Annotated in this window: 33 protein-coding genes; 32 read left to right on the top strand and 1 reads right to left on the bottom strand. The window is 63.5% G+C overall.

Translation table 11 applies throughout. The features are described from left to right. The first annotated feature begins 9 nt into the window (after positions 1-9). Positions 10-3,885, top strand: a complete 3,876-nt coding sequence (locus AOP74_RS03705; protein ID WP_061960981.1) for a DNA-directed RNA polymerase subunit beta' — start codon at positions 10-12, stop codon at positions 3,883-3,885. A 115-nt stretch (positions 3,886-4,000) separates the two neighbouring features. On the opposite strand, the gene AOP74_RS12115 is transcribed toward AOP74_RS03705, so the two are convergent. After that, positions 4,001-4,939, bottom strand: a complete 939-nt coding sequence (locus AOP74_RS12115) for a DUF2510 domain-containing protein (protein WP_061960980.1) — start codon at positions 4,937-4,939, stop codon at positions 4,001-4,003. Between the two features lie 342 nt (positions 4,940-5,281). Between AOP74_RS12115 and rpsL the strand changes: the two genes are divergently transcribed. From rpsL to infA, 31 genes are all read left to right on the top strand, one after another. Continuing rightward, the gene (gene rpsL / locus AOP74_RS03695; RefSeq protein WP_061960979.1) at positions 5,282-5,656 is read left to right on the top strand and encodes a 30S ribosomal protein S12; all 375 of its coding nucleotides are present in this window, start codon (positions 5,282-5,284) and stop codon (positions 5,654-5,656) included. Next, the gene (gene rpsG / locus AOP74_RS03690) at positions 5,656-6,126 is read left to right on the top strand and encodes a 30S ribosomal protein S7 (RefSeq protein ID WP_061960978.1); all 471 of its coding nucleotides are present in this window, start codon (positions 5,656-5,658) and stop codon (positions 6,124-6,126) included. The genes rpsL and rpsG overlap by 1 nt, the downstream gene beginning before the upstream one ends. Before the next feature lie 42 nt (positions 6,127-6,168). Beyond that, a complete protein-coding gene (gene fusA, locus AOP74_RS03685; RefSeq protein WP_061960977.1) occupies positions 6,169-8,283 on the top strand; it encodes an elongation factor G in 2,115 nt (704 codons plus the stop codon). 121 nt (positions 8,284-8,404) lie between these two features. Then, positions 8,405-9,595 carry an elongation factor Tu gene (gene tuf, locus AOP74_RS03680; RefSeq protein ID WP_061960976.1) on the top strand — a complete coding sequence of 397 codons (1,191 nt, stop codon included), beginning with the start codon at positions 8,405-8,407 and terminating at the stop codon, positions 9,593-9,595. Positions 9,596-9,929: 334 nt separating this feature from the next. Then, on the top strand, positions 9,930-10,238 hold the full coding sequence (rpsJ, locus tag AOP74_RS03675) for a 30S ribosomal protein S10 (protein ID WP_042213186.1): 309 nt from the start codon (positions 9,930-9,932) through the stop codon (positions 10,236-10,238). 28 nt (positions 10,239-10,266) lie between these two features. Continuing rightward, positions 10,267-10,929, top strand: a complete 663-nt coding sequence (gene rplC / locus AOP74_RS03670; protein ID WP_061960975.1) for a 50S ribosomal protein L3 — start codon at positions 10,267-10,269, stop codon at positions 10,927-10,929. Positions 10,930-10,933: 4 nt separating this feature from the next. Beyond that, positions 10,934-11,623: a 50S ribosomal protein L4 gene (rplD, locus tag AOP74_RS03665; protein WP_061961886.1), complete on the top strand. Its 690-nt coding sequence runs from the start codon at positions 10,934-10,936 to the stop codon at positions 11,621-11,623. Next, entirely contained in the window at positions 11,620-11,925 is a 306-nt protein-coding gene (gene rplW, locus AOP74_RS03660; RefSeq protein ID WP_061960974.1) for a 50S ribosomal protein L23, read from the top strand. Before rplD ends, rplW begins: the two co-directional genes overlap by 4 nt. Before the next feature lie 19 nt (positions 11,926-11,944). Continuing rightward, positions 11,945-12,784 (top strand): 50S ribosomal protein L2, encoded by an 840-nt coding sequence (gene rplB / locus AOP74_RS03655; RefSeq protein WP_061960973.1) that lies wholly within the window; start codon positions 11,945-11,947, stop codon positions 12,782-12,784. A 12-nt stretch (positions 12,785-12,796) separates the two neighbouring features. Next, positions 12,797-13,075, top strand: a complete 279-nt coding sequence (rpsS, locus tag AOP74_RS03650) for a 30S ribosomal protein S19 (protein ID WP_061960972.1) — start codon at positions 12,797-12,799, stop codon at positions 13,073-13,075. A 29-nt stretch (positions 13,076-13,104) separates the two neighbouring features. Next, positions 13,105-13,479, top strand: a complete 375-nt coding sequence (gene rplV, locus AOP74_RS03645) for a 50S ribosomal protein L22 (protein ID WP_061960971.1) — start codon at positions 13,105-13,107, stop codon at positions 13,477-13,479. Beyond that, entirely contained in the window at positions 13,479-14,288 is an 810-nt protein-coding gene (gene rpsC / locus AOP74_RS03640; protein WP_061960970.1) for a 30S ribosomal protein S3, read from the top strand. Before rplV ends, rpsC begins: the two co-directional genes overlap by 1 nt. A gap of 5 nt (positions 14,289-14,293) precedes the next feature. Continuing rightward, entirely contained in the window at positions 14,294-14,713 is a 420-nt protein-coding gene (gene rplP, locus AOP74_RS03635; RefSeq protein ID WP_061960969.1) for a 50S ribosomal protein L16, read from the top strand. Beyond that, positions 14,713-14,955 carry a 50S ribosomal protein L29 gene (gene rpmC / locus AOP74_RS03630; protein WP_061960968.1) on the top strand — a complete coding sequence of 81 codons (243 nt, stop codon included), beginning with the start codon at positions 14,713-14,715 and terminating at the stop codon, positions 14,953-14,955. The genes rplP and rpmC overlap by 1 nt, the downstream gene beginning before the upstream one ends. Positions 14,956-14,967: 12 nt before the next feature. Continuing rightward, positions 14,968-15,255: a 30S ribosomal protein S17 gene (rpsQ, locus tag AOP74_RS03625; RefSeq protein WP_061960967.1), complete on the top strand. Its 288-nt coding sequence runs from the start codon at positions 14,968-14,970 to the stop codon at positions 15,253-15,255. 61 nt (positions 15,256-15,316) lie between these two features. Further along, positions 15,317-15,691 (top strand): 50S ribosomal protein L14, encoded by a 375-nt coding sequence (gene rplN / locus AOP74_RS03620; RefSeq protein WP_061960966.1) that lies wholly within the window; start codon positions 15,317-15,319, stop codon positions 15,689-15,691. Beyond that, positions 15,691-16,032 (top strand): 50S ribosomal protein L24, encoded by a 342-nt coding sequence (rplX, locus tag AOP74_RS03615; protein WP_061960965.1) that lies wholly within the window; start codon positions 15,691-15,693, stop codon positions 16,030-16,032. Before rplN ends, rplX begins: the two co-directional genes overlap by 1 nt. Further along, a complete protein-coding gene (rplE, locus tag AOP74_RS03610) occupies positions 16,029-16,589 on the top strand; it encodes a 50S ribosomal protein L5 (protein WP_061960964.1) in 561 nt (186 codons plus the stop codon). Before rplX ends, rplE begins: the two co-directional genes overlap by 4 nt. 1 nt (position 16,590) lies before the next feature. Then, on the top strand, positions 16,591-16,776 hold the full coding sequence (locus AOP74_RS03605; RefSeq protein WP_061960963.1) for a type Z 30S ribosomal protein S14: 186 nt from the start codon (positions 16,591-16,593) through the stop codon (positions 16,774-16,776). A gap of 63 nt (positions 16,777-16,839) precedes the next feature. Then, entirely contained in the window at positions 16,840-17,238 is a 399-nt protein-coding gene (rpsH, locus tag AOP74_RS03600) for a 30S ribosomal protein S8 (protein ID WP_061960962.1), read from the top strand. 19 nt (positions 17,239-17,257) lie between these two features. After that, on the top strand, positions 17,258-17,794 hold the full coding sequence (gene rplF / locus AOP74_RS03595; RefSeq protein WP_061960961.1) for a 50S ribosomal protein L6: 537 nt from the start codon (positions 17,258-17,260) through the stop codon (positions 17,792-17,794). Positions 17,795-17,797: 3 nt separating this feature from the next. Then, positions 17,798-18,169: a 50S ribosomal protein L18 gene (gene rplR, locus AOP74_RS03590; protein ID WP_061960960.1), complete on the top strand. Its 372-nt coding sequence runs from the start codon at positions 17,798-17,800 to the stop codon at positions 18,167-18,169. 24 nt (positions 18,170-18,193) lie between these two features. Next, entirely contained in the window at positions 18,194-18,757 is a 564-nt protein-coding gene (gene rpsE, locus AOP74_RS03585) for a 30S ribosomal protein S5 (protein ID WP_061960959.1), read from the top strand. Positions 18,758-18,759: 2 nt separating this feature from the next. Then, a complete protein-coding gene (gene rpmD, locus AOP74_RS03580; protein WP_061960958.1) occupies positions 18,760-18,942 on the top strand; it encodes a 50S ribosomal protein L30 in 183 nt (60 codons plus the stop codon). Then, positions 18,942-19,640: a 50S ribosomal protein L15 gene (gene rplO, locus AOP74_RS12015; RefSeq protein WP_082095976.1), complete on the top strand. Its 699-nt coding sequence runs from the start codon at positions 18,942-18,944 to the stop codon at positions 19,638-19,640. The genes rpmD and rplO overlap by 1 nt, the downstream gene beginning before the upstream one ends. An 87-nt stretch (positions 19,641-19,727) precedes the next feature. After that, on the top strand, positions 19,728-21,026 hold the full coding sequence (secY, locus tag AOP74_RS03570) for a preprotein translocase subunit SecY (RefSeq protein ID WP_061960957.1): 1,299 nt from the start codon (positions 19,728-19,730) through the stop codon (positions 21,024-21,026). Next, positions 21,026-21,592 carry an adenylate kinase gene (locus tag AOP74_RS03565; protein ID WP_061960956.1) on the top strand — a complete coding sequence of 189 codons (567 nt, stop codon included), beginning with the start codon at positions 21,026-21,028 and terminating at the stop codon, positions 21,590-21,592. The genes secY and AOP74_RS03565 overlap by 1 nt, the downstream gene beginning before the upstream one ends. A gap of 18 nt (positions 21,593-21,610) precedes the next feature. After that, complete coding sequence (map, locus tag AOP74_RS03560; protein WP_061960955.1) at positions 21,611-22,423, top strand: type I methionyl aminopeptidase; 813 nt, start codon at positions 21,611-21,613, stop codon at positions 22,421-22,423. A gap of 170 nt (positions 22,424-22,593) precedes the next feature. Then, positions 22,594-23,139: a variant leucine-rich repeat-containing protein gene (locus AOP74_RS03555; protein ID WP_061960954.1), complete on the top strand. Its 546-nt coding sequence runs from the start codon at positions 22,594-22,596 to the stop codon at positions 23,137-23,139. A gap of 135 nt (positions 23,140-23,274) precedes the next feature. Further along, positions 23,275-23,904 carry a hypothetical protein gene (locus AOP74_RS03550; protein WP_152649149.1) on the top strand — a complete coding sequence of 210 codons (630 nt, stop codon included), beginning with the start codon at positions 23,275-23,277 and terminating at the stop codon, positions 23,902-23,904. Between the two features lie 264 nt (positions 23,905-24,168). Then, on the top strand, positions 24,169-24,390 hold the full coding sequence (gene infA / locus AOP74_RS03545; RefSeq protein ID WP_061960952.1) for a translation initiation factor IF-1: 222 nt from the start codon (positions 24,169-24,171) through the stop codon (positions 24,388-24,390). Positions 24,391-24,446: the final 56 nt, after the last annotated feature.

Raw genomic sequence — 24,446 nt, 5'->3', positions numbered from 1 at the left:
TCTCAATAAATGTTTGACGTGAATGAATTCGCCGACCTGCGCATCGGCCTGGCTACGGCCGAGGACATCCGTACCTGGTCGCACGGTGAGGTCAAGAAGCCCGAGACCATCAACTACCGCACGCTGAAGCCTGAAAAGGACGGCCTGTTCTGCGAGAAGATCTTCGGACCTACTCGCGACTGGGAGTGCGGTTGCGGTAAGTACAAGCGTGTCCGCTATCGCGGCATCGTCTGTGAGCGCTGCGGTGTTGAGGTGACCCGCTCGCGCGTTCGTCGTGAGCGCATGGGTCACATCGAGCTCGCCGCTCCCGTGACGCACATCTGGTACTTCAAGGGCGTTCCCTCGCGCTTGGGTTACCTGCTCGACTTGGCTCCCAAGGACCTCGAGAAGGTCATCTACTTCGCGGCCTACATGGTCACCGAGGTCGATGAGGATGCGCGTCACCGCGATCTGCCCGAGCTCCGCAACGAGATCGAGAACGAGAAGAAGTACATCGCCAACCAGCGCGACGTGGACATCAACAACCGCGCCGAGAAGCTGGAGAAGGACCTCGCCGAACTTGAGGCTGAGGGTGCCAAGGCCGATGTGAAGCGCAAGATCAAGGACGGCGCTGAGCGCGAGATGGCGAACCTGCGTAAGCGCGCAGACGCCGAGATCGAGCGCCTCGACGCCGTGTTCGACCGCTTCACGAGCCTCAAGGTCCAGGACCTCGAGGGCGACGAGCTGCTTTACCGCGAGCTGTCGCGCCGCTATGGCCCGTACTTCAAGGGTTCGATGGGTGCAGAGGCTATCCAGAAGCGTCTGGAGTCCTTCGACCTCGAGGCCGAAGCCGAGCTGCTGCACGACATCATCGCCAACGGCAAGGGCCAGCGGAAGACCCGTGCGCTCAAGCGCCTCAAGGTCGTCAACGCATTCCTGACGACCACGAACGCGCCTACCGGCATGGTGCTGGACGCCGTCCCGGTCATCCCGCCGGACCTGCGTCCCATGGTGCAGCTGGACGGTGGCCGCTTTGCGACCTCCGACCTCAATGACCTGTACCGCCGCGTGATCAACCGCAACAACCGCCTCAAGCGTCTCCTTGACCTCGGTGCCCCCGAGATCATCGTGAACAACGAGAAGCGCATGCTGCAGGAGGCCGTCGACGCACTGTTCGACAACGGCCGCCGTGGTCGCCCGGTCACCGGTCCTGGTAACCGCCCCCTGAAGTCGATCTCCGACATGCTCAAGGGCAAGCAGGGTCGTTTCCGTCAGAACCTGCTCGGAAAGCGTGTGGACTACTCGGGCCGTTCGGTCATCGTTGTGGGTCCGCGCCTGAAGCTGCACCAGTGTGGTCTGCCTAAGCAGATGGCTCTGGAGCTGTTCAAGCCGTTCGTGATGAAGCGCCTGGTTGAGCTCAACCACGCACAGAACATCAAGTCCGCAAAGCGCATGGTCGAGCGTTCGCGTCCCGAGGTGTGGGATGTCCTCGAAGAGGTCATCACCGAGCACCCCGTGCTGCTGAACCGCGCGCCCACCCTGCACCGTCTCGGCATCCAGGCCTTCGAGCCTCAGCTGGTCGAGGGCAAGGCCATCCACCTGCACCCGCTGGTGTGTGGTGCGTTCAACGCTGACTTCGATGGTGACCAGATGGCAGTTCACCTGCCGCTGAGCGCTGAGGCACAGGCTGAAGCCCGTGTGCTGATGCTGTCGAGCAACAACATCCTGAAGCCGTCGGACGGCCGCCCGGTGACCATGCCTTCGCAGGACATGATCATCGGTCTGTACCACCTGTCGCTCCACAAGCCCGGAGACAAGGGTGAAGGCCAGGCCTTCACCACCACCTCCGAGGCTCAGATGGCGTTCGACGCTGGTGAGATCTCGCTGAACGCGCAGATCAAGCTCCGCGTTGACGGACAGACGGTTCCGCCCGCTGGTGTCTCGCTGCCTGAGGGCCACGTCGAGGGTGCACCTTTCATCCTCGAGACCACCCTGGGCCGCGCGCTGTTCAACGAGCTGCTCCCGGTGTCGTACCCGTACGTCAACCGCGACGTCGACAAGAAGGTGCTTGGCGACATCGTCAACACCCTCGCCGAGCGTTACCCCAAGGTCGAGGTTGCTGCCTCGCTTGACGCGCTCAAGTCGGCCGGCTTCCACTGGGCTACGCGCTCCGGTGTGACGATCGGTATTGGCGACGTGGCGATGCCTGCTCAGAAGCAGCAGATCCTTGAGAACTACGAGGCTCAGGCGGAGAAGGTCCAGGTCCAGTACGAGACCGGTCTGATCACCGACGATGAGCGTCGTCAGGAGCTCATCGAGATCTGGACCCAGGCAACCAACGAGGTCGACCGCGCTATGCGTGAGTCGTTCCCGAAGTACAACACCGTGCACACCATGGTGGGTTCGGGTGCTCGTGGTAACTGGATGCAGGTCCGTCAGATCGCCGGTATGCGAGGCCTGGTGGCCAACCCGAAGGGTGAGATCATCCCTCGGCCCATCAAGTCGAACTACCGCGAGGGCCTGTCGGTTCTCGAGTACTTCATCGCGACCCACGGTGCTCGTAAGGGTCTGGCTGACACCGCGCTGCGTACCGCTGACTCGGGTTACCTGACCCGTCGTCTGGTGGACGTGTCGCAGGACGTCATCGTTCGCGAAGACGACTGTGGCACCGAGCGTGGCCTGAACATGCCGATCGTCGAGACCACCGCTGGTGGCGAGGTCGTCAAGCACGAGCGTGTGGAGACCTCGGTCTTCGCGCGTACGCTCGCGCAGGACGTCGCGGACGCCGATGGCAACATCGTCGGCAAGGCTGGCGAGGACATCGGCGATGTCGTGATCGACACTCTGATGGCGTCCGGCGCAACCGAGATCAAGGTCCGCTCCGTGCTGACCTGTGAATCGGCCGTCGGTACCTGTGCCCGCTGCTACGGTCGCTCGCTCGCCACGCGTGAGCTCGTCGACATCGGCGAGGCCGTCGGTATTGTCGCCGCTCAGTCGATCGGTGAGCCCGGAACCCAGCTGACGATGCGTACCTTCCACACCGGTGGTGTCGCGTCCGCGGATGACATCACGCAGGGCCTGCCCCGTGTCCAGGAGCTCTTCGAAGCCCGTACCCCCAAGGGTGAGGCTCCGATCTCCGAGGTCGCGGGAACCCTGAAGGTGGATGACTCGGAGGCCATGCGCCGCCTGGTTGTCACCCCTGACAACGGCGACGAGGTCATCGAGTTCCCCGTCACCAAGCGTTCGCGCCTGCTTGTGCAGGACGGCGAGCACGTGGAGGTCGGCCAGCAGCTGATCGCCGGTGCGGTGGACCCCAAGTCGGTCCTTCGTATCCTGGGCCCCCGCGCCACCCAGAAGCACCTGGTGGACGAGGTTCAGAACGTGTACCGCTCGCAGGGTGTGGAGATCCACGACAAGCACATCGAGGTCATCGTGCGCCAGATGCTGCGCCGCGTGACCGTCCTCGAGGCTGGCGAAGCACCGCTGCTGCCTGGTGAGCTCGTCGAGCGCGCCCGGTTCGAGCGTGCCAACCGTGAGACCGTGACGAAGGGTGGCAAGCCGGCATCGGCCCGCCCCGAGCTCATGGGTATCACCAAGGCGTCGCTGGCTACCGAGTCGTGGCTGTCGGCCGCATCGTTCCAGGAGACCACGCGCGTCCTCACTGAGGCAGCACTGTCGGGCAAGTCCGACCCGCTGCTGGGCCTCAAGGAGAACGTCATCCTCGGAAAGCTGATCCCCGCGGGTACCGGTCTGCACCAGTACCGCACTGCGACGGTCGAGCCCACGGAGGAGGCCAAGAACAACCTGTTCCCGACCTTCGGGTACGAGGAGTGGGATGGTCAGATGTTCTCCGAAGGCACCGGCGAAGCCGTGCCGCTGGAGGAGTTCGAGCTCCCGCGCGACTAACCGCGTCTAGCCAACAAGCCCGGTTCCACCTCACGGTGGGGCCGGGCTTGTTGCGTTGTGGGCGCTGTGCCAGGGGTGTCGGCCTCTGCAGCGGGCCGATGCTGGGATCCGTGGGCTAGGAGCAGTCGCCTTGGTTGACGCGTTGCGCCGCAGCGTCGGAGGCGGACGTCATCTGGTATTCCTCGAATCCGTCCATGGTGACCGCGAGGTCTGTCCGGGAAGCGCCGAGGAATGCCACGGCATAGGAGTTCGTCAGGCCCTCGTAGTGCACACCCTCGATGCCAGGGTCGGTCGAGCCGCAGCGACTGTCGATGATTTTGTGTGCCAACTCGTGGGCGACCACAGACACGAAGGCCTCGTAGTAAAGGAAGTCCGGATACGAGCTGTTCGAGGAGTTCAGCAGTACTGTGCCGGGATCGAGCGGGCAGTATGCCGCGAGGACAAACTCGGCATCACCGTGATCGCCAGTGCTGCATAGCCCATAGCTCGCGTACTCGTGCCAGCGCAGTTCAGAGCTGAAGGCATCGGCCATCGTCGCGGCTGTGGTGACGTAGGACCCCTCGTTGTCGCGGGTGCGAGGTAGCGAGGCGGCGAACGCCTCCGCAGAGTCCAGGTCGCTCGATTCGAGATCGGCCGGCACCGTCGTGGACACGTCGAGCATGGCCCGCGCACTGGCAGGCGGTATTCCGGCGCCGCCGTCGGTGATCACTCCCAGCCCAGCCCACAAAGCGACGGCAGCGAAGGCCCCCACAATCAGTCCTCCCCATCGACGCGCGATCGACGGCGTCGCGCGGTCGCGAGGTGGCTGCGGCAGGTCGGAGCGGGGACTCAGCGCGGCGCCCGACGCAGCCGGCCTGGGAAGTGGCGGCGCTGTCGCCGGGGGAGCATCCTGCAAAGCAGGGTCTGACACGCGTGCTGGTGGGGGAGTCCACAGGTCAGCTTCGAGGAACGGTCGCGGAGGATCGAAGTCTGCGGTCCAGTGCTCGCCGTCCCACTGGCGCAACTCGCCGGGAACGCCGGAGTGGGAGGGATACCATCCCGGAGGGGTCGCCATCTCAGCCCCCCTCCCCGCGTTGGCAATCGTCTGAACGTGCCCATTGTAGGTCGCCACACGCCTGGCTTCCCCCGCCTAGGACAGAGGTCCTCGCGTAGAGGCGATGATCCAGGTATGGTGGAGGGTCCACGACGGTGGAGTCCACCGCGGAAGTGCCATACCACGCCCGCCAAGAGATTCGCTTTGACGCAAGGGCGTGTGGCGAGTATTGTTGATACTCGTGCCCGCACCGTCGGGCCTTCTAGTGTGCCCCTTTCGGGTGCGCTCACCACAGGAGCGACACGCCCGGGCGCGGGGGTCGCACCACCACGAGTTTTAGTCCAACGACCAAACGGAGAAGTAGTGCCTACGATTCAGCAGCTGGTTCGGAAGGGCCGGCAAGACAAGCCGGGCAAGACCAAGACCCCGGCGCTTAAGTCAAGCCCCCAGCGTCGCGGCGTGTGCACGCGCGTCTACACGACGACCCCTAAGAAGCCGAACTCCGCTCTGCGCAAGGTGGCACGTGTCCGCCTGTCCAGTGGCATCGAGGTCACGGCCTACATCCCCGGTGAGGGTCACAACTTGCAGGAGCACTCGATCGTGCTCGTGCGCGGTGGCCGTGTGAAGGACCTCCCCGGTGTTCGCTACAAGATTGTCCGCGGATCGCTTGACACCCAGGGTGTCAAGGGCCGCCAGCAGGCTCGCAGCCGTTACGGCGCGAAGAGGGAGAAGAAGTAATGCCTCGTAAGGGACCGGCCCCTAAGCGGCCCATCATCAACGACCCCGTCTACGGTGCGACCGTTGTCACGCAGCTGATCAACAAGACGCTGCTTGATGGCAAGAAGTCGACCGCAGAGGCGATCGTTTACGGCGCGCTCGAGGGCGTTGCCGAAAAGTCCGGTCAGGACCCCGTCGTCGTGCTCAAGCGCGCGCTGGAGAACATTCGTCCCGCCCTCGAGGTCCGCAGCCGCCGTGTTGGTGGCGCGACCTACCAGGTTCCGGTTGACGTGCGCCCTGCGCGTTCCACCACGCTCGCCCTGCGCTGGCTCGTCGACTTCTCACGCGCACGTCGTGAGAAGACCATGACCGAGCGTCTGATGAACGAGATCCTCGACGCCTCGAACGGCCTTGGCGCCGCTGTGAAGCGTCGCGAGGACATGCACAAGATGGCCGAGTCGAACAAGGCGTTCGCGCACTACCGCTGGTAGTCGCAGGCCCTTTCGACCGAACACACCCAAGGAGAACCACTCGTGGCACAGGACGTGCTCACGGACCTCAACAAGGTCCGCAACATCGGCATCATGGCGCACATCGACGCCGGCAAGACCACTACCACCGAGCGCATCCTGTTCTACACAGGTGTGAACTACAAGATCGGTGAAACCCACGACGGCGCGTCGACGACTGACTGGATGGAGCAGGAGCAGGAGCGCGGCATTACGATCACCTCGGCCGCGGTGACCTGCTTCTGGGGTAAGAACCAGATCAACATCATCGACACCCCCGGTCACGTGGACTTCACGGTTGAGGTTGAGCGCTCGCTGCGCGTCCTCGACGGTGCTGTCGCCGTGTTCGACGGCAAGGAGGGCGTTGAGCCCCAGTCGGAGAACGTGTGGCGCCAGGCGGACAAGTACGACGTCCCGCGCATCTGCTTCGTCAACAAGATGGACAAGCTCGGCGCGGACTTCTACTTCACCGTTGAGACCATCGTGAAGCGCCTTGGTGCTCGTCCGCTGGTGATCCAGCTGCCGATCGGTGCCGAGAACGACTTCCTGGGCATCATCGACCTCGTCGAGATGAACGCCAAGGTCTGGCCCGGCGACGCCAAGGGCGACGTGACCATGGGTGCTGAGTACGAGACCACGGAGATCCCCGCGGACCTCAAGGACAAGGCGGACGAATACCGCGCTGCCCTGCTCGAGGCCGTTGCTGAGACCGACGATGAGCTGCTTGAGAAGTACCTCGGCGGCGAAGAGCTCTCGATCGATGAGATCAAGGGCGCGATTCGTAAGCTCACGACCGCCTCGGAGGCCTACCCCGTTCTGTGTGGTTCGGCCTTCAAGAACCGTGGCGTGCAGCCGATGCTCGACGCAGTCATCGACTACCTGCCCTCGCCCCTCGACGTTCCCGCCATTCAGGGTGTGGACGCCAAGGACGAAGAGATCCAGATCGAGCGTCACGCAGACGCCGAGGAGCCCTTCTCCGCGCTGGCATTCAAGGTTGTCTCCCACCCCTTCTTCGGTCGTCTCACCTATGTGCGCGTGTACTCGGGTCACCTCGAGACCGGCGCGCAGATCGTGAACTCCACGAAGGGCAAGAAGGAGCGCATCGGAAAGCTGTTCCAGATGCACGCCAACAAGGAGAACCCGGTAGAGACCATCTCCGCTGGCCACATCTATGCGGTCATCGGTCTGAAGGACACCACCACGGGCGACACCCTGTGCAACCCTGACCACCAGGTGATCCTGGAATCGATGACCTTCCCCGAGCCCGTGATCGACGTGGCCATTGAGCCCAAGACCAAGGGTGACCAGGAGAAGCTGTCGACCGCTATCCAGAAGCTCGCCGAGGAGGACCCCACCTTCCGCGTGCGTTTGGACGACGAGACCGGCCAGACCGTCATCGGCGGAATGGGCGAACTCCACCTCGACATCCTCGTGGACCGTATGCGTCGCGAGTTCAAGGTTGACGCCAACGTTGGTAAGCCGCAGGTCGCGTACCGCGAGACCATCCGCAAGACGGTCGAGAAGTACGACTACACCCACAAGAAGCAGACCGGTGGATCCGGCCAGTTCGCGAAGGTGCAGATCTCGCTCGAGCCGCTGCCCGCGGACTCCGAGGTCCAGTACGAGTTCGTGAACGCCGTGACCGGTGGTCGCGTGCCGCGTGAGTACATCCCGTCGGTCGACGCTGGTATCCAGGCGTCGATGGAGCTGGGCATCCAGGCCGGATACCCGGTTGTGGGCGTCAAGGCAACGCTGCTCGACGGTCAGTACCACGACGTCGACTCTTCGGAGATGGCGTTCAAGATCGCCGGCTCGATGGCCTTCAAGGAGGCCTCGCGCATCGCTAAGCCCGTCCTGCTCGAGCCTGTGTTCGCCGTTGAGGTACGCACGCCCGAGGAGTACATGGGCGACGTGATCGGCGACATCAACTCCCGTCGCGGCCAGATCCGCCAGATGTCGGATGCGTCCGGCGTGAAGGTGGTTGACGCGCTGGTGCCGTTGTCGGAGATGTTCGGCTACGTCGGCGACCTCCGGTCGAAGACGTCCGGTCGTGCCGTCTACTCGATGGTGTTCGACAGCTACGCGGAGGTCCCGAAGGCTGTAGCCGACGAGATCATCGCCAAGACCCGGGGCGAGTAACCCCACCGGTTGAAAATAAGAAATAATACGACCAGTAGGGATCACGCCCCAGATGGCCATCGGCCACCGCAAGGCTTAGCATCTTTACCCGAGTCTCTCAATAATTCAGGAGGAACCCCTCATGGCTAAGGCCAAGTTCGAGCGGAAGAAGCCGCACGTCAACATCGGCACCATCGGTCACGTCGACCACGGTAAGACGACGCTGACTGCTGCGATCTCGAAGACGCTGCACGACCAGTACCCCGACCTCAACCCCTTCACGCCTTTCGAAGACATCGACAAGGCTCCTGAAGAGCGCGAGCGCGGAATTACGATCAACATCGCGCACATCGAGTACGAGACCGAGAAGCGTCACTACGCACACGTCGACGCACCCGGTCACGCTGACTACATCAAGAACATGATCACCGGTGCCGCCCAGATGGACGGCGCAATCCTCGTGGTTGCAGCAACCGACGGTCCTATGGCTCAGACCCGCGAGCACGTGCTGCTCGCCAAGCAGGTTGGTGTTCCTTACCTGCTGGTCGCGCTGAACAAGTCCGACATGGTCGACGACGAAGAGATCCTCGACCTCGTCGAGATGGAGGTCCGCGAGCTGCTGTCGTCGCAGGGCTTCGACGGCGACAACGCTCCCGTCATCAAGGTCTCGGCGCTGAAGGCGCTCGAGGGCGACGAGAAGTGGGTTGCTTCGGTCCAGGAGCTCATGACGGCAGTGGACGAGAACGTCCCCGAGCCCGAGCGCGACATGGACAAGCCCTTCCTGATGCCCGTTGAGGACGTCTTCACGATCACCGGTCGTGGAACTGTCGTCACCGGTAAGGTCGAGCGCGGCAAGCTTGCCATCAACTCTGACGTCGAGATCCTCGGTATCCGTGAGCCCCAGAAGACCACGGTCACCGGTATCGAGATGTTCCACAAGCAGATGGATGAGGCATGGGCCGGCGAGAACTGCGGTCTGCTGCTTCGTGGTACCAAGCGTGAAGACGTCGAGCGCGGACAGGTCATCGTCCAGCCCGGCACCACCACGCCGCACACCAACTTCGAGGGCAAGGTCTACATCCTGAACAAGGATGAGGGTGGCCGTCACAACCCCTTCTACACCAACTACCGTCCGCAGTTCTACATCCGCACCACGGATGTGACCGGCGTCATCTCGCTGCCCGAGGGCACCGAAATGGTCATGCCGGGTGACACCACCGAGATGTCGGTCGAGCTCATTCAGCCGATCGCCCTCGAAGAGGGTCAGGGCTTCGCGATTCGTGAGGGTGGCCGCACCGTCGGTTCAGGCACCGTCACCAAGATCATCAAGTAGTTTTTTGTAGCCTCACGATGCGGGGCCTGACTTCGGTCGGGCCCCGCATCTGTGCGTAGGCCCGATGCTTGTCGGACCTCCGTAAGGGGAGTAACCTCGGTCGTGAGGGACGCCCCCAGGCCAGTGCAGCATCGGACCTTGCCGCTCGAGTGGCGCGCCGAGGCAAAATCTGGCACAATATTCAGGTTGCCCATTGTGGGCGACCGCACACCACCAACGACGAGCCGATTGACTTCGGCGAGCGCGCCTGTGCGTCGCAGATATGCGACACGCCCGAGCGCGGGGGTCGGAGGTGGAGAACCTAGTCGTACGAGAGAAAAGGCAGAACCACGCCATGGCGGGACAGAAGATCCGCATTCGGCTGAAGAGCTATGACCACGAGGTCATCGACTCTTCGGCTCGCAAGATCGTCGAGACGGTCACGCGTGCTGGTGCGTCGGTAGTGGGCCCCGTCCCGCTGCCCACCGAGAAGAACGTGTTCTGTGTGATCCGTTCGCCTCACAAGTACAAGGACTCCCGCGAGCACTTCGAGATGCGCACTCACAAGCGCCTCATCGACATCGTGGACCCGACTCCCAAGGCCGTCGACTCGCTCATGCGTCTCGACCTCCCTGCGGACGTCAACATCGAGATCAAGCTCTAAGCACTCCAGCAAAAGGAAACCAAGCACCATGACTACGACTTCCAATGCCCAGCGCACCACGCGTGCGCTGCTGGGTACGAAGCTGGGCATGACGCAGGTGTGGGACGACGAAGGCCGGGTTATCCCCGTCACCGTCGTTCAGGTAGACACCAACGTTGTGACTCAGGTGCGCACCGCGGACAAGGACGGCTATGAAGCTGTCCAACTCGCGTTCGGCACAGTTGACCCCCGTCGCGTGACGGACCCCCTGAAGGGCCACTTCGAGGCCGCCGGCGTTACGCCGCGCCGCCACGTGGCTGAGGTCCGCACCGCAGACGCCGCTGACTACACGCTCGGCCAGGAGCTCACCGCTGAGGTGTTCGAGGCTGGCCAGAAGGTTGACGTCACCGGTACCACGAAGGGTAAGGGAACCGCTGGTGTCATGAAGCGCCACGGCTTCCACGGTGTGGGCGCATCTCACGGTGCACACCGCAACCACCGTAAGGCCGGATCGATCGGTGGCGCTTCGACGCCGTCGCGCGTTTTCCGTGGCCTGAAGATGGCCGGTCGCATGGGTAATGACCGCAAGACCGTCCAGAACCTGTCCGTCCACTCGGTTGACTCCGAGAAGGGCCTGCTGCTCGTCAAGGGCGCGGTTCCTGGCAACAAGGGCGGCGTTGTTATGATCCGCTCCGCCGTGAAGGGTGCGTGACACCATGGCTGATGCACTGACTGTCGACGTGCGCGATGCTTCGGGCAAGAAGGCCGGCACCACCGACCTTCCCGCTGAGGTCTTCGACGTCGTCACCAACGTTCCGCTGATCCACCAGGTGGTCGTGGCCCAGCGCGCAGCAGCGCGCCAGGGAACCCACGCCACCAAGACCCGCGCCGATGTCTCGGGTGGTGGCCGCAAGCCCTACAAGCAGAAGGGCACCGGTCGTGCCCGCCAGGGCTCGATTCGCGCTCCTCAGTTCGCCGGTGGTGGAACCGTTCACGGTCCCCAGCCTCGCGACTACTCGCAGCGCACCCCCAAGAAGATGAAGGCTGCCGCCCTGCGCGGTGCTCTGTCGGACCGTGCTCGCGCTGGCCGCGTTCACGTCCTCAAGAGCCTCGTCGCCGGGGACACCCCGTCAACCAAGAAGGCCCTCGAGGCGATCTCGAACCTGACCAATGGCCGTAGCGCCCTGGTCGTGCTCGAGCGTAACGACCAGGTCTCGTGGAAGTCGCTGCGCAACGCAGCGTGGATCCACGTCATCGCGGTCGACCAGCTCAACACCTACGACGTCCTGGTGAACGACGACACCGTCTTCACCGCTGGCGCTCTTGAGGCGTTCCTGGCCGGCCCTGCCAAGGGCAAGTCGGCAACCGCGGTTGCCACCGAGTCTGAGGCGGAGGAGACCAAGTGAGCACCGTAAACAAGAACCCCCGCGACATCCTGATCCGACCCATCGTGTCGGAGAAGAGCTACTCGCTCATGGATGAGGGCAAGTACACCTTCGAGGTCGACCCCCGAGCCAACAAGACTGAGATCAAGATCGCAGTCGAGCAGGTCTTCGGTGTCAAGGTCACCTCGGTCAACACCATCAACCGCAAGGGCAAGGCGCGTCGTACCCGTTATGGGATCGGCAAGCGCAAGGACGTCAAGCGCGCGATCGTCACCGTTGGTGACGGCGAAGCACTTGACATCTTCTCGGGCCACGTGGGCTAGGTAAAGGACTCAAGCAACCATGGCTATTCGCAAGCACAAGCCGACGACTCCGGGCCGTCGTGGCTCGTCGGTCGCCGACTTCGTCGAGGTGACGCGCACGGAGCCCGAGAAGTCGTTGACCCGTCCGCTTCACAAGAAGGGCGGCCGTAACAACACCGGTCGCATCACCACTCGCCACCAGGGTGGTGGCCACAAGCGTGCCTACCGCGTGATCGACTTCCGTCGTCACGACAAGGATGGCGTGCCGGCCACCGTCGCTCACATCGAGTACGACCCCAACCGCACCGCTCGCATCGCACTGCTGCACTACGCAGACGGTGAGAAGCGCTACATCATTGCCCCCGAGAAGCTTTCGCAGGGCACCGTTGTAGAGGCAGGCGTCGGAGCTGACATCAAGCCCGGCAACAACCTGCCGCTGCGCAACATCCCGGTTGGTACCGTCATTCACGCCATTGAGCTCAAGCCCGGTGGTGGCGCCAAGATCGCTCGTTCAGCTGGTGCTTCGGTCCAGTTGGTCGCCAAGGAGGGCCGCTTCGCGCAGTTGCGCATGCCTTCCGGTGAAATCCGCAACGTTGATGCTCGCTGCCGTGCGACCATCGGCGAGGTCGGCAACGCCGAGCAGTCGAACATCAACTGGGGTAAGGCCGGCCGCATGCGCTGGAAGGGCAAGCGCCCGACCGTGCGTGGTGTCGTCATGAACCCCGTGGACCACCCGCACGGTGGTGGTGAGGGCAAGACTTCCGGTGGACGCCACCCGGTCTCGCCGTGGGGACAGCCTGAGGGCCGTACCCGCAAGTCGGGTAAGGAATCCGACCAGCTCATCGTCCGTCGTCGTCGTACTGGCAAGAACAAGCGTTAAGGAGCCTGAAGAATGCCACGCAGTCTTAAGAAGGGCCCCTTCGTCGACGACCACCTTCAGAAGAAGGTGGACGCCCAGAACGATGCGGGTACCAAGAACGTCATCAAGACCTGGTCGCGCCGTAGCGTTATTACGCCGGACTTCCTGGGTCACACCTTTGCCGTGCACGACGGCCGCAAGCACGTCCCGGTGTTCGTCACCGAGTCGATGGTCGGTCACAAGCTGGGTGAGTTTGCACCCACACGCACGTTCAAGGGCCACATCAAGGACGACCGCAAGGGCCGCCGCTAAGGCGCCCGGCGAAGGTTAGAGGAGTACAGATGGAAGCCAAGGCGCAGACGCGATACCTTCGCGTGACCGCCCAGAAGGCTCGCCGTGTCGTGAACCTGGTCCGTGGTCAGAACGCCACCGAGGCAGCAGCCTCGCTGAAGTTCCAGCCGCAGGCGGTGGCCACCGACGTGCGCAAGCTCATCGAGTCCGCGATCGCTAACGCTCGGCAGAAGGCCGAAGCGGCAGGCGAGCGCTTCGACGAGCGCGAGCTCGTTATCAAGGAGATCACCGTCGACGAGGGTCCGACCATGAAGCGCATTCAGCCGCGTGCTCAGGGTCGTGCCAACCGCATCCTCAAGCGCAGCAGCCACATCTCCGTGGTCGTCGCGACACCCGAGGTTGCCGTGAAGGAAGGGGCCAACTAATGGGTCAGAAGATCAACCCGCATGGCTACCGCCTGGGGATCACGACCGACCACCGCTCGCGCTGGTTCGCCGACTCGACCAAGGTCGGGGAGCGCTACCGCGACTACGTGGACGAGGACGTCAAGATCCGCAAGCTGATGAGCCAGGGCCTCGAGCGCGCAGGCGTGTCGAAGGTCGAGATCGAGCGCACCCGTGAGCGTGTCCGCGTGGACCTGCACACCGCTCGTCCCGGCATCGTCATCGGTCGCCGTGGCGCCGAAGCCGACAAGCTCCGCTCCAACTTGGAGAAGCTGACCGGCAAGCAGGTGCAGCTCAACATCCTCGAGGTGAAGAACGCCGAGGTCGACGCACAGCTCGTCGCCCAGGGCATCGCCGAGCAGCTCGCATCCCGCGTGGCCTTCCGCCGCGCAATGCGTAAGGGCATTCAGTCCTCGCTGCGCGCAGGCGCCAAGGGAATCCGAGTCCAGTGCTCGGGCCGTCTTGGTGGCGCTGAGATGTCGCGTTCGGAGTTCTACCGCGAAGGCCGTGTGCCCCTGCACACCCTGCGCGCGAACATCGACTACGGCTTCTTCGAGGCCCGCACCACGTTTGGCGTCATCGGCGTCAAGGTGTGGATCTACAAGGGCGACATGACGGAGAAGGAGTGGGCCGCCGAGCAGGCAAAGGCTCCCCGTCCCCAGCGCGGCCGTGGAGGCCGTGGCGGCGCCCGTCGTGAGGGTGGTCCTCGTGACCGCCAGCAGTCTGCCGAGGCTCCCAAGGCCGAGGCCCCCGCGGCTGAGGCTCCGGCCGAGGCCAAGAAGGAGGCTTAAGCACAATGCTTATTCCCCGTCGTGTGAAGTACCGCAAGCAGCACCACCCCAAGCGGAGTGGCGCTGCCAAGGGCGGCACCGAGGTCTCGTTCGGCGACTACGGCATCCAGGCACTGGAGCCCGCGTACGTCACGAACCGCCAGATTGAGGCGGCTCGTATTGCGATGACCCGTCACATCAAGCGTGGCGGAAAGGTGTGGATCAACATCTACCCCGACCGTCCTCTGACCAAGAAGCCTGCCGAGGTCCGCATGGGATCCGGTAAGGGTTCACCCGAGTGGTGGGTGGCTAACGTCAAGCCCGGCCGCGTCATGTTCGAGCTCGCCGGTGTTCCGGAAGACCTCGCTCGTGAAGCGCTCAGCCGCGCTCAGCACAAGCTCCCCATGAAGACCCGTTTCGTTTCCCGTGAGGGTGGTGACATCTAATGGCTATCGGTACCAAGGGCCTGATGCCAAGCGAGCTCGATGCCATGGAGAACGAGCGTCTCGTGGACGAGCTGCGCAAGGCCAAGGAGGAGCTGTTCAACCTCCGTTTCCAGTCGGCCACCGGCCAGCTGGAAAACCACGGCCGCCTCAAGGCAGTCAAGCGCGACATCGCCCGCATCTACACGATCCTGCGCGAGCGCGAGCTCGGAATCCGCACGGCCCCCACGGCGTCGGCCGAGTAAGGAAGAGCCAACATGTCTACTGACAAGACCAGCACCGCTTCCGACGAGCAGCGCGCAGACCGCAAGGTCCGCCGCGGCTACGTCGTGAGCGACAAGATGGACAAGACCATCACCGTTGACGTTGAGGACCGCGTAAAGCACCCCCTCTACGGCAAGGTCATCCGTCAAAACAGCAAGATCAAGGCACACGACGAGAACAACACCGCCGGTATCGGCGACCTCGTCGTTGTCATGGAGACCCGTCCGCTGTCCGCTTCAAAGCGGTGGCGTCTCGTCGAAATCGTCGAGAAGGCCAAGTAACTAACGTTCGACCAGGCTCGTTCGGTGCTGCCGGGCGAGAACCAGACGACAGGAGACAGACATGATTCAGCAGGAGTCGCGACTACGAGTCGCCGACAACACTGGTGCCAAGGAGATCCTTGTCATCCGTGTGCTCGGTGGTTCGAAGCGTCGCTACGCCGGCATTGGCGACACGATTGTCGCCACCGTCAAGGATGCAATCCCTGGCGGCAACGTCAAGAAGGGCGATGTGGTCAAGGCCGTCATCGTCCGCACGACCAAGGAGCGCCGTCGTCCCGACGGTTCCTACATCAAGTTCGATGAGAACGCCGCTGTGATTCTCAAGAGCGCGGAAACGGGCGAGCCCCGTGGAACTCGCATCTTCGGCCCCGTGGGTCGTGAGCTGCGTGACCGCAAGTTCATGAAGATCATCTCGCTGGCACCGGAGGTTATCTGATGGCGAAGATCAAGAAGGGCGACCTCGTTGTCGTCATCGCCGGACGCGACCGTGGTCAGCAGGGCCGCGTGCTCGAGATCGACAAGGAGCGCGACCGCGTGTTGGTTGAGGGCGTTCACCGCGTCACCAAGCACATCAAGCCGGGCACCAGTCGTGACAACCAGTCGGGCGGCATCGTCGAGGTAGAGGCAGCGATGCACATCTCGAACGTGATGCTCGTGGACCCGGAGACCAAGAAGGGCACTCGTGTGGGTTACCGCACGGCGGAGGTCGAGCAGGACGGCCGTACTCGCACCAAGCGTGTGCGCGTCGCCAAGCGCTCGGGTAAGGACGTCGAATGAGCACCGCTACGACTCAGCCACGGCTGAAGGAGAAGTACCGCTCGGAGATCATCGCCAAGCTCCAGGAGGAGTTTGGGCACGAGAACGTGAACCAGGTTGCTGGTCTCACCAAGATCGTGGTCAACATGGGTGTTGGCGATGCAGCGAAGGACTCGAAGCTGATTGAGGGCGCCATCTCGGACCTCACGGCCATCACCGGTCAGAAGCCGCAGGTGACCAAGGCTCGGAAGTCCATCGCGCAGTTCAAGCTCCGCGAGGGCCAGCCCATCGGCGCGCACGTCACCTTGCGTGGCGACCGCATGTGGGAGTTCCTCGACCGTCTGCTGTCCATCGCACTGCCGCGTATCCGCGACTTCCGCGGACTCAGCCCCAAGCAGTTCGACGGCACCGGCAACTACACGTTCGGTCTCACGGAGCAGTCGATGTTCCATGAGATCGACGTCGACAAGATCGACCGCGTCCGCGGAATGGACATCACTGTGGTGACCACCGCGACGACCGACGCCGAGGGCCGCTCGCTGCTGAAGCAGCTGGGCTTCCCGTTCAAGGAGAAGTGACATGGCGAAGACTGCCCTGAAGAACAAGGCGGCTGGCAAGCAGAAGTTTGCTGTGCGCGCCTACACTCGGTGCCAGCGGTGCGGCCGTCCGCACTCCGTGTACCGCAAGTTCGGCCTCTGCCGCGTGTGCTTCCGTGAGATGGCCCACGCTGGTGAGCTTCCCGGCATCACCAAGAGCAGCTGGTAAAACCACTACGCCACAGGTCCGCGCAGATGCGCGGAAACCATGGCGAGGAAGAGTTCAAAACTCATGACGATGACTGACCCCATCGCAGACATGTTGACCCGTCTGCGCAACGCGAATGCGGCATACCACGAGACCGTGTCTATGCCGCACTCCAAGCTGAAGGCAAACATTGCCACCATCTTGGAGCAGCAGGGCTACATCTCTGGCTCGGAAACGACCGACGCAGAGGTGGGCAAGACCCTCACGCTGACCCTGAAGTACGGCCCCAACCGCGAGCGTTCGCTCGCTGGCGTGCGCCGCGTGTCCAAGCCGGGCCTGCGCGTGTACGCAAAGTCGACCAACCTCCCGAAGGTGCTCGGCGGTCTTGGTGTCGCGATCCTGTCCACCTCCTCCGGTCTGCTGACGGACCGTGAGGCCGAGAAGAAGGGCGTCGGCGGCGAAGTCGTCGCGTTCGTCTGGTAAGTCGGGAAGGAGCACTCTTATGTCACGCATTGGAAAGTACCCCGTCCCGGTTCCCGGCGGCGTAGACGTCACAATCGAGGACGCACTGGTTTCGGTCAAGGGCCCCAAGGGCACCTTGTCGCACACCGTTGCGTCGCCCATCACGGTCTCGCAGGGCGAAGACGGCATCACCGTCTCGCGTCCTGACGACGAGCGTGTGTCCAAGTCGCTGCACGGCCTGACGCGCACCCTGATCTCCAACATGGTCGAGGGTGTGACCAACGGATACGAAAAGAAACTCGAGATTGTCGGCACGGGTTACCGCGTCGCCTTGAAGGGTTCGGACCTTGAGTTCGCACTCGGCTTCTCGCACCCCGTCGTGATCAACCCTCCTGAAGGCATCACGTTCGCGGTCGACGGTCCGACGAAGTTCTCGGTCTCCGGTATCGATAAGCAGCAGGTCGGCGAAGTCGCTGCCAACATCCGCAAGGTTCGTCCCCCGGAGCCCTATAAGGGCAAGGGTGTGCGCTACGCGGGTGAGCAGGTTCGCCGCAAGGCAGGAAAGACGGGTAAGTAAGCCATGGCTATCACCATCAAGGGCAAGGGGAAGACGGTTCAGCGCAAGCGCCGTCACTTCCGCCTGCGCAAGAAGATCTCGGGCACCACAGCGCGTCCGCGCCTGGTCGTGACCCGTTCGTCCCGCCACATGGTGGCGCAGATCGTGGACGACACCGTCGGCAAGACGCTTGCGTCTGCCTCGACTCTCGAGGCCGACGTCCGCTCGCTGGACGGCGACAAGACCGCCAAGGCCACCAAGGTCGGAGAGCTTGTCGCTGAGCGCGCCAAGGCAGCCGGCATCGAATCCGTGGTCTTTGACCGCGGTGGCAACAAGTACCACGGTCGTGTGGCCGCGGTCGCAGACGGCGCCCGAGAGGGTGGCCTGGCTCTGTAGCCGGGTCCAGGATAAGGAATTCGTATGGCTGACAACAGCAACCGTCGCGGCAATGGCCGCGGCAACGAGCCTGACAACAAGTTCATCGAACGCGTGGTCACCATCAACCGCGTCTCCAAGGTCGTGAAGGGTGGTCGTCGCTTCAGCTTCACCGCCCTCGTGGTCGTGGGCGACGGTGAAGGTAACGTCGGCGTGGGCTACGGCAAGGCCAAGGAGGTCCCATCGGCGATCTCCAAGGGTGTCGAGGAAGCGAAGCGTAACTTCTTCCGCGTTCCCCGCATCCAGGGCACCATCCCGCACCAGGTGCAGGGTGAAGCCGCAGCTGGCGTCGTGTTCCTTCGCCCCGCTGCACCGGGTACCGGTGTAATCGCGGGTGGACCCGTGCGCGCCGTACTCGAGTGCGCCGGTATCCACGACGTTCTGTCGAAGTCGCTTGGCTCGTCCAACGCAATCAACATCGTGCACGCCACCGTCGCGGCCCTCCAGGGTCTCGAGCAGCCTGAAGCTGTCGCGGCTCGTCGCGGACTGCCCGTGGAAGACGTGGCTCCGGCCGCGATGCTCCGCGCGCAGGCAGCGGGGGTGAAGTGACGATGGCACGACTGAAGGTCCAGCAGAAGAAGTCGACGATCGGCATCAAGCCGCAGCACCGCGAAACTCTGCGGTCGCTCGGACTGAAGCGCATCGGCGACATCGTCGTGAAGGAAGACCGTCCCGAAATTCGCGGGATGGTCAAGGCGGTTGACCACCTGGTTGCCGTGGAGGAGGTTGAGTAATGGCTGAGGAGAACAAGACTCCCGCCGACGAGACCGCGGACAAGAAGCCCGCGGCCAAGAAGCCGGCCGCAAAGAAGGCCAGCTCGTCGGCCGCGGCTAAGAAGCCTGCCGCCAAGAAGGCCACGGCCTCCAAGGCGACCGCTGAGAAGAAGGCGGATGCGGCTGACAAGCCCGCTGCTAAGAAGGCAACGCCTAAGAAGGCTGCTGCGGCTAAGAAGCCCGCGGCCGCCAAGGCTGAGCCTGAGGCCAAGGTCACCACCCTGAAGATGCACCACCTGCGCCCCGCTGAGGGTGCGCACACCAAGAAGACCCGTGTGGGTCGTGGTGAGGCATCGAAGGGTAAGACTGCAGGTCGCGGTACCAAGGGAACCGGCGCCCGTTACCAGGTGCCCGAGCGCTTCGAGGGTGGTCAGACGCCCATCCACATGCGTATCCCGAAGCTGCCCGGCTTCAAGAGCCCGTTCAAGGTGACCTACCAGGTCGTGAACGTGGCTCAGATCGCCGAGCTCTTCCCCAAGGGCGGCAAGATCACCAAGGCTGATCTGGTCGACAAGGGAGCGGTCCGCAAGAACCAGCCCGTCAAGGTTCTCGGTGAGGGCGACATCGCCGTCAAGATCGAGATCGTCGATGCCGATAAGGTTTCGCAGTCGGCGAAGTCCAAGATTGAGGCTGCCGGCGGTTCGGTGAACGAGAGCTAGCCAGACTAGAGTCGGGGGCGGGTTACGCGTGAGCGTGGCCCGCCCCGCTCATATGGCCCGACGGTGGGCCCAAACTGTGGAGGATCAATGCTGAAAGGCTTCGTGAGCGCGTTCCGCACGCCGGATCTACGCAAGAAGCTTCTGTTCACGCTGGGCATCATCGTCATTTACCGCATGGGTGTGGCGATCCCTACCCCAGGCGTGGATTACGAGAACGTCCAGCTGTGTGCATCGACCGCGTCGAGCAACTCGGCGTTCGCGATCCTCAACCTCTTCTCGGGTGGAGCGCTTCTCCAACTTTCGGTCTTCGCGCTGGGCATCATGCCCTACATCACCGCGTCGATCATCGTGCAGCTACTGCGCGTCCTGATCCCTCGTTTCGAGACCCTGTACAAGGAAGGTCCCGAGGGCCAGGCCAAGCTGACCCAGTACACGCGCTACATCACGCTTGGATTCGCGGCTTTGCAGTCCGCGTCCTACATCACTCTGGCACGCAATGATGCGTTCTTCCCAGGGTGCGCGTTCCCGATCATCCCTGATGATTCCTGGTACGTGATTGCCGTCATGATCCTGACGATGACTGCGGGAACCATCCTGATCATGTGGTTGGGTGAACGGATCACTGAGCGCGGTGTCGGTAACGGCATGTCGCTGCTGATCTTCACGTCTATCGCAGCGTCGTTCCCGGGTGCAGCGTCGACCATCTGGAACTCCTCGGACGGCGTCCGCAACTCCATCCTTGTCGCCGGCCTGGTCCTCGTGATCATTGCCGTGGTCGTCTTCATCGAGCAGTCGCAGCGCCGTATCCCTGTGCAGTACGCCAAGCGCATGGTTGGCCGTCGCATGCTGGGCGGCTCCTCGACGTACATTCCGATGAAGATCAACATGGCCGGCATCATCCCGGTGATCTTCGCTTCGTCGCTTCTGACGTTGCCGTCGGTGATCGTGCAGTTCTCCGGCAACGACCCGTCCGATTGGGTCTTGTGGATGCAGACGCACATTGCGGACCCCGGTGCGCCGTTGAACATCTTGTTCTTCACCTTGATGATCATCTTCTTCGCCTACTTCTACACAGCGATTACGTTCAACCCAACTGACGTCGCTGACAACATGAAGAAGTACGGCGGATTCGTGCCGGGCATCCGTCCCGGCAAGCCCACGGCCGACTTCCTCGCATACGTGCTGTCGCGCATCACGGCCGCTGGATCGCTGTACCTGGCGATCGTGGCCCTGTTGCCGACCATCGTGTTCGTGGCTCTTGGCCTGAGTGCATCTATCCCATTTGGCGGCGCATCCGTCCTCATCCTTGTGGGTGTGGGTCTGGACACCGTCAAGCGCATCCAGTCGCAGCTGGAGCAGCGCCACTACGAAGGGTTCTTGAAGTAATGCGTATCGTTCTCCTCGGTCCTCCCGGAGCAGGTAAGGGAACCCAGGCCGCTCGCCTCGCCGAGCGCTACGGGATCCCCGCCATCTCAACTGGCGACATCTTCCGCGCGAACGTTTCCGGCAAGACCGAACTCGGCCTCAAGGCGCAGGAGTACATGTCGGCTGGCGCGCTCGTCCCGGATGAGGTGACGAATGCCATGGTGCGTGACCGCCTCTCGGAGGACGACGTCGAGCCAGGTTTCCTTCTCGACGGCTATCCCCGCAACCCGGAGCAGGCTGTCGAGCTCGACGGAATGCTGTCGGACCTCGGTGTGATCCTGGATGTCGCCATCGAGATCACGGCGGACTCTGACGAGGTGACGAAGCGTCTGATCAACCGCGCTGAGATCGAAGGCCGCTCGGATGACACCGAGCCAGTGATCCGCAAGCGTCTGTCGGTCTACGCCACGCAGACTGCACCGCTCACCGCGTTCTTCGAGGGCCGCGGTCTGCTCGTGCAGGTCGACGGACTTGGTGAGATCGACCAGGTCACTGAGCGCATCGTCACCGCCGTCGAGTCCCGCTAACGCTTCTGGCGCGCGGCGATGAGTCAACGGATCGAGTACAAGACCCGCGAACAGATGCGGGTCATGGCTCAAGCTGGGCTGATCGTCGAGCGCGCGCTCGCAGCCGCGAAGGCGGCTGCGGTTCCGGGTGCCACCACGCGCGATGTCGGCGACGCCACGGCGGCGGTGATTGAGGACGCGGGAGCGACCTCCAACTTCCTCGGCTATCACGGCTTCCCAGCCACGGCGTGTGTGTCGGTCAACGAAGAGATCGTGCACGGCATCCCGGGGGACAAGGTCCTCGAACCCGGGGACGTCGTCTCAGTCGATTGCGGCGCGATTGTCGACGGCTGGCACGGCGACTCAGCAATCAGCTTCATCATTGGCGAGCCGCTGTCCAAGCGCGACGTGCAGTTGGTCGAGCAGACGCGCCGGTCCCTGTGGGCCGGTATCGCGGCGCTTGCGACCGCGAATCGTCTTGATGAGGTGGGGGCAGCGATCGAGGATGTGGCCGATGCTGCGGGTCTACACCCGCTTGTCGGTTACGTGGGCCATGGAATCGGTACCGCCATGCACCAGCCTCCGGACGTCCTGAACTACCGCACGCGGGGCCGCCACCCCCGGGTTAAGCCCGGCATGTGTGTCGCAATCGAGCCGATGCTGGTGTTAGGGACCGAGGACAGCAAGGTCCTCGACGATGACTGGACAATCGTGTCTGCCGACGGCAGCAGGGGTGCGCATTGGGAGCACTCGATTGCCGTGCATGACGACGGGATCTGGGTCCTCACGGCCGCTGATGGTGGCCTCAAGGGACTGGCGCCGTTTGGCGTTGAGCCCACGCCCCTCGACTAGCGGGCGAGCGATCAAGGGCGCCTCCTCCGCGCTCCCGTGCGGGCCTCTGTGAGGCATTCCACCCCAGTTCACACACTTGTGACAACGCCGGCACGTCGCTGACACCCGGGCTCGATAGCCTTCCCATGTCGCATCCGACAACAAAGTCTGGAGCGATAGGGAGGTGGCTCATGGCACGTGGCTTCCAATATGCCCCCGGGGCGAGCGACGAAGTGGAGCGCGCACGCCAACCTGTCGTGCACAAGGCAGACCTGGCGGCACTCGGCCAGAGCAAGAACGCCGTGGTGCGCGAAGCGGTCGCGTCCCGTGCTGACATCCCGATTGGGCTCATGGCCACGCTCGCTCACGACCGCACTCTCGATGTCCGGGTCGCCTTGGCTGCCAACAGCGCGGTGACTCACCCTGTGCTCGAGCACCTCGCCACGGATCGTCATATCGAGGTTGTTGTGGCGGTCCTGGGCAATCCCGCTGCGGACAGCGCCTTGGTGGAGCGCCTCGCGTTCCACAAGAAGCCCGCGGTGCGCGCGGCTGCCTCAGCCCGACTCAATGAGCCCAGGCCCACCCAAGCCGCGGCGCCACCGCAGCGCTTCATCACGCGGGACACGCCCAGCGCGGATGGCTCTGGCGCGGTTCTGCGCTTTCCCGATGGCGCGGAAGTCACCCGCGACGCCACGCCGGCCGTGCCCCAGCACCCCACAGGTACCAGCGGCTTCTGACCCGAGTTCCAACTTCGCTTCTTCACGCGGCATTCACATGCCGGCCACCTTGCCGACAGTCGGTAGCAATCCCCGCCACGTACGTTCGGTCCTCACGATAACTGACGGTGGTGGGGAGCGACGATGGTGCGCGGAATGGACGACGGCTCTTGGTCGCGCGCCTACATGGCTGCGTCCGGGCTGTCGTTTAGTCATTCCCCACGAAAACAGTCGCCGGAGCAGCACATCGCTGAAGGCGCTGACTTGAGCCTCGAACGCATGCTCAAACTGGCGAGGCACCGCGACTCGGGCGTTCGCGAGGCGCTGGCCAGGCGCCACGATTGCGCCTTCGGAGTCTTGGTGACACTGGCGCACGATGGCCGCAGCGCGGTGCGCAGTGCAGTCGCCAGTCACCCCAGTGCGGGTGCCACGGTCCTCGAACTACTCGCAGGGGACAGGGACCCGTTCGTGGTGAAGGCCGTGGTTCGCAATGCTGCCGTGCCCCAGTCTTTGCTGACACAACTCACGCGGCACCGCAGGCCCGAGGTGCGCCACCTGGTTGAACACACCATCACCGAGCGTCACAGCGCAACGCCACCTGGGGCTCCTCCGGCGTGGATGACGGATCGCGCCAGTCACGCGGACGACACATCCGCGCCAAACCCGGCATCTCCATGGCACATGCGCGTTCCACGAGCACTCCCACCGCGTCCGGTCCCGGGCCGCGGTTCCCGACAGGCGGCGGAGCAGCCGGCAGCCTCCATGCGCTTCGCCCCCGGCACGTAAGACAGAAGGGACGATGCCGCGGTCACCTCGGTGGCGCGGCGAGAGGTAGAATGGGGCTACCGCTTAAGAGAAGCTTGCGAGCTCACGTCTCGTGCCAACTTGAGCCACGATCGCGGGCGTTGCCTACACAAGCCAGCCCCAGCATCGGCCCTCTCCAGGGACCATCAGGTCCCTGTGGTTGAGAAGCGGCACATCTTCGCGTATAGTTGATCCTCGGGCGTTTTGCCGCGCCCGAAAACCAGTCAACTAATGTGAGTGGAGTTCATGGCCAAGAAAGACGGAGTCATCGAGGTCGAAGGCACCGTGGTCGAGGCGCTTCCTAATGCGTCGTTCCGAGTGGAACTGACCAACGGACACCTCGTCCTCGCCCACATCTCGGGCAAGATGCGACAGCACTACATCCGAATCCTCCCTGAGGACCGGGTTGTAGTCGAGTTGAGCCCCTACGACCTGTCCCGCGGCCGCATCGTCTACCGCTACAAGTGATCGTCGCCCCCGGCGCGTCCCGAGCGGTTGCGTCCAGGCACGCCGAGAGCGAATGA

This window comes from Demequina flava (assembly GCF_000975035.1).
Classification (GTDB): Bacteria; Actinomycetota; Actinomycetes; order Actinomycetales; family Demequinaceae; genus Demequina; species Demequina flava.
The sequence above is the reverse complement of the archived record's forward strand: the minus strand, read 5'-3'. Positions and strand labels throughout refer to the sequence as shown.

Excerpts from the sequence above, each read along its gene's own strand:
- rplP (WP_061960969.1), top strand. The coding sequence starts at position 14,294 with ATGCTTATTCCCCGTCGTGTGAAGTACCGCAAGCAGCACCACCCCAAG.
- rplB (WP_061960973.1), top strand. The coding sequence starts at position 11,945 with ATGGCTATTCGCAAGCACAAGCCGACGACTCCGGGCCGTCGTGGCTCG.
- rplC (WP_061960975.1), top strand. The coding sequence starts at position 10,267 with ATGACTACGACTTCCAATGCCCAGCGCACCACGCGTGCGCTGCTGGGT.
- rplF (WP_061960961.1), top strand. The coding sequence starts at position 17,258 with ATGTCACGCATTGGAAAGTACCCCGTCCCGGTTCCCGGCGGCGTAGAC.
- rpsC (WP_061960970.1), top strand. The coding sequence starts at position 13,479 with ATGGGTCAGAAGATCAACCCGCATGGCTACCGCCTGGGGATCACGACC.
- map (WP_061960955.1), top strand. The coding sequence starts at position 21,611 with ATGAGTCAACGGATCGAGTACAAGACCCGCGAACAGATGCGGGTCATG.
- rpsE (WP_061960959.1), top strand. The coding sequence starts at position 18,194 with ATGGCTGACAACAGCAACCGTCGCGGCAATGGCCGCGGCAACGAGCCT.
- rpsG (WP_061960978.1), top strand. The coding sequence starts at position 5,656 with ATGCCTCGTAAGGGACCGGCCCCTAAGCGGCCCATCATCAACGACCCC.
- rpsQ (WP_061960967.1), top strand. The coding sequence starts at position 14,968 with ATGTCTACTGACAAGACCAGCACCGCTTCCGACGAGCAGCGCGCAGAC.
- AOP74_RS03550 (WP_152649149.1), top strand. The coding sequence starts at position 23,275 with ATGGACGACGGCTCTTGGTCGCGCGCCTACATGGCTGCGTCCGGGCTG.
- rplO (WP_082095976.1), top strand. The coding sequence starts at position 18,942 with ATGGCTGAGGAGAACAAGACTCCCGCCGACGAGACCGCGGACAAGAAG.
- AOP74_RS03605 (WP_061960963.1), top strand. The coding sequence starts at position 16,591 with ATGGCGAAGACTGCCCTGAAGAACAAGGCGGCTGGCAAGCAGAAGTTT.
- rplE (WP_061960964.1), top strand. The coding sequence starts at position 16,029 with ATGAGCACCGCTACGACTCAGCCACGGCTGAAGGAGAAGTACCGCTCG.
- infA (WP_061960952.1), top strand. The coding sequence starts at position 24,169 with ATGGCCAAGAAAGACGGAGTCATCGAGGTCGAAGGCACCGTGGTCGAG.
- rpsH (WP_061960962.1), top strand. The coding sequence starts at position 16,840 with ATGACGATGACTGACCCCATCGCAGACATGTTGACCCGTCTGCGCAAC.
- AOP74_RS12115 (WP_061960980.1), bottom strand. The coding sequence starts at position 4,939 with ATGGCGACCCCTCCGGGATGGTATCCCTCCCACTCCGGCGTTCCCGGC.
- tuf (WP_061960976.1), top strand. The coding sequence starts at position 8,405 with ATGGCTAAGGCCAAGTTCGAGCGGAAGAAGCCGCACGTCAACATCGGC.
- rplV (WP_061960971.1), top strand. The coding sequence starts at position 13,105 with ATGGAAGCCAAGGCGCAGACGCGATACCTTCGCGTGACCGCCCAGAAG.
- rplD (WP_061961886.1), top strand. The coding sequence starts at position 10,934 with ATGGCTGATGCACTGACTGTCGACGTGCGCGATGCTTCGGGCAAGAAG.
- rplR (WP_061960960.1), top strand. The coding sequence starts at position 17,798 with ATGGCTATCACCATCAAGGGCAAGGGGAAGACGGTTCAGCGCAAGCGC.
- rplX (WP_061960965.1), top strand. The coding sequence starts at position 15,691 with ATGGCGAAGATCAAGAAGGGCGACCTCGTTGTCGTCATCGCCGGACGC.
- rpsJ (WP_042213186.1), top strand. The coding sequence starts at position 9,930 with ATGGCGGGACAGAAGATCCGCATTCGGCTGAAGAGCTATGACCACGAG.
- secY (WP_061960957.1), top strand. The coding sequence starts at position 19,728 with ATGCTGAAAGGCTTCGTGAGCGCGTTCCGCACGCCGGATCTACGCAAG.
- AOP74_RS03555 (WP_061960954.1), top strand. The coding sequence starts at position 22,594 with ATGGCACGTGGCTTCCAATATGCCCCCGGGGCGAGCGACGAAGTGGAG.
- AOP74_RS03565 (WP_061960956.1), top strand. The coding sequence starts at position 21,026 with ATGCGTATCGTTCTCCTCGGTCCTCCCGGAGCAGGTAAGGGAACCCAG.
- rpmD (WP_061960958.1), top strand. The coding sequence starts at position 18,760 with ATGGCACGACTGAAGGTCCAGCAGAAGAAGTCGACGATCGGCATCAAG.
- rpmC (WP_061960968.1), top strand. The coding sequence starts at position 14,713 with ATGGCTATCGGTACCAAGGGCCTGATGCCAAGCGAGCTCGATGCCATG.
- rplN (WP_061960966.1), top strand. The coding sequence starts at position 15,317 with ATGATTCAGCAGGAGTCGCGACTACGAGTCGCCGACAACACTGGTGCC.
- rpsS (WP_061960972.1), top strand. The coding sequence starts at position 12,797 with ATGCCACGCAGTCTTAAGAAGGGCCCCTTCGTCGACGACCACCTTCAG.
- AOP74_RS03705 (WP_061960981.1), top strand. The coding sequence starts at position 10 with ATGTTTGACGTGAATGAATTCGCCGACCTGCGCATCGGCCTGGCTACG.